Origin of the sequence: Paenibacillus antarcticus, from assembly GCF_001637225.1 — a bacterium.
Classification (GTDB): domain Bacteria; phylum Bacillota; class Bacilli; order Paenibacillales; family Paenibacillaceae; genus Paenibacillus_AQ; species Paenibacillus_AQ antarcticus.
The window spans coordinates 1-1,042 of the sequence record NZ_LVJI01000042.1; the positions used below are offsets into that span (position 1 = coordinate 1).

Genomic DNA, 1,042 nt, shown 5'->3' on the forward strand with positions numbered 1-1,042 from the left:
CAACGTTATGCGAAAGATCACTATAGCAATATTAATGAAGAATCGAGGATGTCATATGAAAAGAGCATCAATCATAAGTCGAATTGTTGCTAGTCTCATAGATATATATCTAATAGTTTTCATAACAATGATGCTAATCTTTTTATTATTAAATTGGACAGAAAATAATTTGGTTCTGTCTATGATAATATCCTTAGTTTTCATTTTACTTGGAGTAACATCAGTGTTATTCAAGGATGTTTTTGACGGGAGAAGTTTAGGCAAGAGAATTTTCAACCTTGGTGTTCGAGAGCTGGATAGTACGATTCCCAGTACCAAAAAATTAATAAATAGAAATCTTTCATTTTTGTTTTGGCCTAAAGATGTATACAAACTTATATTTAGTGAGGACAAGCGTAGGCAAGGTGATATTAATAATAGAACTGATGTATATCAACTAGAGAATACAAATAGTATGTCAAGTAAAGTATTGAAAATATTAATTTCTATTAGCATAATTGTTGTTCTAATTATTAGTGGTTTTATAACTATAATTAAACAAGATGCTTCATATAAGACAGCACTAACTTATATTGAGAACAATGAAAGGATTCAAGAAAAAGTTGGAGACAATATGAATTTTAGTTTTTTTCCATCAGCTAGTATTAATAGGAGTAATGGGTATGGTGAAGCCACATTCAACATTAAGGTCACTGGGGATAAAGATAGTCTGTTGGTTTTTATCATGTTAGTTAAAGTACCAAACGAAGAATGGATAGTCGAGAATATTAATTACAAGCAGCAAACTCAGTGAAGAGTGATCCTTCGCATAACAGAACATTCCTACACCGTCACATACGCTCCTCGGTCGCCAAGGGGGATATCGGAGAAGTGGATTCAGGCGACACATTCAACCGGCTAAGTCTGACGATCCGGTAGCTACGTGCCTTAAGCCGCTAGAACGTCAGGAATGCGCATACGTTATCCGAAATATCACTATAGCAATATTAATGAAGAATCGAGGATGTCATATGAAAAGAGCATCAATCATAAGTCGAATTGT

At 33.9% G+C, this 1,042-nt stretch carries 1 protein-coding gene; it reads left to right on the forward strand.

Annotated elements, in window-relative coordinates; genetic code table 11:
* Window positions 1-793: RDD family protein (locus PBAT_RS20475; protein ID WP_068652417.1), on the forward strand; the 793-nt coding region annotated here is incomplete at its 5' end.
* Between the last annotated feature and the right edge of the window lie 249 nt (window positions 794-1,042).